The sequence below is a fragment of the Kitasatospora sp. NPDC058965 genome (assembly GCF_042741245.1).
Classification (GTDB): Bacteria; Actinomycetota; Actinomycetes; order Streptomycetales; family Streptomycetaceae; genus Kitasatospora.
This window is the reverse complement of sequence record NZ_JBHYKG010000553.1, coordinates 1-2,517: the sequence shown is the minus strand read 5'-3', so window position 1 is coordinate 2,517 and position 2,517 is coordinate 1. Positions and strand designations below refer to the sequence as shown.

Here is a 2,517-nt window from a genome sequence, read left to right as displayed (position 1 = left end):
GCCCCCGCGGGCCGGCGCGGCGCCCCACGACGTACACCGACGCGGTGGGACCGGCCCACCGCGCAGACACCCGGAGGACCCCGAATGACCACCCCCTTCGCCGCCGACGCCTTCGGCGCGCGGCTGCGCCGCGCGATGGACGGGCGCGGCCCGCTCTGCGTCGGCATCGACCCGCACGCCGCGCTGCTCTCCGCCTGGGGCCTGGGCGACGACCTGGCGGGCCTGGAGACCTTCAGCCGCACCGTGGTCGAGGCGCTGGCCGACCGGGTGGCGGTGCTGAAGCCGCAGGCCGCCTTCTTCGAGCGGTTCGGCAGCAAGGGCGTCGCGGTGCTGGAGGCCTCGGTGGCCGAGGCCCGGGCGGCCGGCGCGCTGGTGCTGATGGACGCCAAGCGCGGTGACATCGGCTCGACCATGGCCGCCTACGCCGAGGCCTTCCTGTCGCCCGGCAGCCCGCTCTTCTCGGACGCGGTGACGGTCAGCCCCTACCTGGGCTTCGGCTCGCTGCAGCCGGCCCTGGACCTGGCCCGGGTGAACGGCTGCGGCGTCTTCGCGCTGGCCCTGACCTCCAACCCGGAGGGCTTCGAGGTGCAGCGGGCGGTCGGTCCGGACGGGGTCAGCGTGGCCCAGCAGGTGCTGAACCGGCTGAAGGCGGAGAACGCCGGTGCCGAGCCGCTCGGCTCGTTCGGCGCGGTGGTCGGCGCCACCCTGGCCGACGCCGGTGCCGACCTGGCGATCAACGGCCCGCTGCTGGCCCCGGGGATCGGCGCCCAGGGGGCCACCATGGCCGATCTGCCGCGGGTCTTCGGCGCCTCGGTGCGCGACGTGGTGCCCAGCGTCAGCCGCGACGTGCTGAAGCACGGCCCCTCGCTGTCCGCCCTGCGGGACGCCGCGCAGCGCTTCGTCGACGAGGCCCGGGCGGTCTGGGACATGTGACAGCGGTCACAATCGTTTGACGAACTGGGCCCAAACCGGGCCGATTTCTCCCGAAAAGTCCTGGCCCACCTGTGCTGACCAGGACTTTTCGGCTTCTTTTCCTGACGTGGGCGCCCAATCCGGGTAGTGTCCGGCGATAGGTGCCCAAGGCAGGGGGGTCCCGTTGCTCTCGCAGGTCAGAGCGGCTAGGTTCCCCTGCGGTCGTAGCCCGGGATTGCGGCCGGCACCTGAGTACGATCAATGTCCTAGCACTTCATTTCCTTCCAGACCCTGAGGTGAACGGCGTGGCTCTTCCGCCCCTTACCCCTGAACAGCGCTCCGCCGCGCTGGCCAAGGCCGCCGAGGCTCGCCGGGAGCGCGCCGAGGTGAAGAACCGGCTCAAGCACTCGGGCGCTTCCCTGCACGAGGTGATCAAGGCCGGCAAGGCCGACAACGAGGTCATCGGCAAGATGAAGGTCTCCGCACTGCTGGAGAGCCTCCCCGGTGTCGGCAAGGTCCGTGCCAAGCAGATCATGGAGCGCCTCGGCATCAGCGAGAGCCGCCGGGTGCGCGGCCTCGGTACCAACCAGATCGCCTCGCTGGAGCGCGAGTTCGGCGGTACCCAGGCCTGACTCGGCCACCGGTGCTCCCCGGTGGTCCCGGCACTGTCCGGGATCCGGGATAATCGGTGCATGAGTGAACGTCCGCGGCTGACCGTGCTCTCCGGCCCCTCCGGGGTCGGCAAGAGCACGGTCGTCGCTCATATGAGGCAGCAGCACCCCGAGGTCTGGCTCTCGGTGTCGGCGACCACCCGGCGCCCCCGGCCAGGCGAGAAGGACGGGGTCCATTACCACTTTGTCGACAACGACGAGTTCGACAAGCTGGTCGCCAATGGCGAACTGCTGGAGTCGGCCGTCTTCGCCGGCAACCGGTACGGCACTCCCCGCGCCGCGGTGGAGCAGAAGCTGGAGCGCGGCGAGCCGGTGCTGCTGGAGATCGACCTCCAGGGCGCCCGCCAGGTCCGCGAGTCGATGCCCGAGGCGCAGCTGGTCTTCCTGGCCCCGCCGAGCTGGGAGGAGCTGGTCCGCCGGCTCACCGGCCGCGGCACCGAGCCGCAGGAGGTCATCGACGAACGGCTGGCCGCGGCCCGGGTGGAACTGGCCGCCGAGCCGGAATTCGACACCACGCTGGTGAACACCTCGGTCGAGCAGGTCGCGGCCGAGCTGCTAGCCTTGCTCGGTGTAGTCTGACCTTTTCTTTTCCACCCTTTCGGAAGGTTCTAGCGTGTCCTCTTCGATGACCGCGCCCGAGGGCATCATCAACCCGCCGATCGACGAGCTGCTCGAGGCCACCGACTCGAAGTACAGCCTGGTGATCTACGCCGCCAAGCGCGCGCGTCAGATCAACGCCTACTACTCGCAGCTCGGCGAGGGTCTGCTGGAGTACGTCGGCCCGCTGGTCGACACCCACGTGCACGAGAAGCCGCTGTCGATCGCGCTGCGCGAGATCAACGCCGGCATGCTGACCGCCGAGGCGGTCGACGCCGCCTGACGGCGGTCCGTCACCCGACGGCCTTCCGAGGGGCCCACCGGATCACTCCGGTGG

Annotated in this window: 4 protein-coding genes; all 4 read left to right on the top strand. The window is 70.7% G+C overall.

Features of this window, described 5'->3' with window-relative positions; all coding sequences use genetic code 11:
• The first annotated feature begins 84 nt into the window (after positions 1-84).
• Positions 85-933 carry an orotidine-5'-phosphate decarboxylase gene (gene pyrF, locus ACFW1A_RS40020; protein WP_380418583.1) on the top strand — a complete coding sequence of 283 codons (849 nt, stop codon included), beginning with the start codon at positions 85-87 and terminating at the stop codon, positions 931-933.
• A 284-nt stretch (positions 934-1,217) separates the two neighbouring features.
• Entirely contained in the window at positions 1,218-1,544 is a 327-nt protein-coding gene (gene mihF / locus ACFW1A_RS40015; RefSeq protein WP_380418581.1) for an integration host factor, actinobacterial type, read from the top strand.
• Positions 1,545-1,604: 60 nt separating this feature from the next.
• Positions 1,605-2,162 (top strand): guanylate kinase, encoded by a 558-nt coding sequence (gene gmk, locus ACFW1A_RS40010; RefSeq protein WP_035840780.1) that lies wholly within the window; start codon positions 1,605-1,607, stop codon positions 2,160-2,162.
• Positions 2,163-2,196: 34 nt separating this feature from the next.
• A complete protein-coding gene (gene rpoZ, locus ACFW1A_RS40005) occupies positions 2,197-2,463 on the top strand; it encodes a DNA-directed RNA polymerase subunit omega (RefSeq protein WP_035840778.1) in 267 nt (88 codons plus the stop codon).
• Positions 2,464-2,517: the final 54 nt, after the last annotated feature.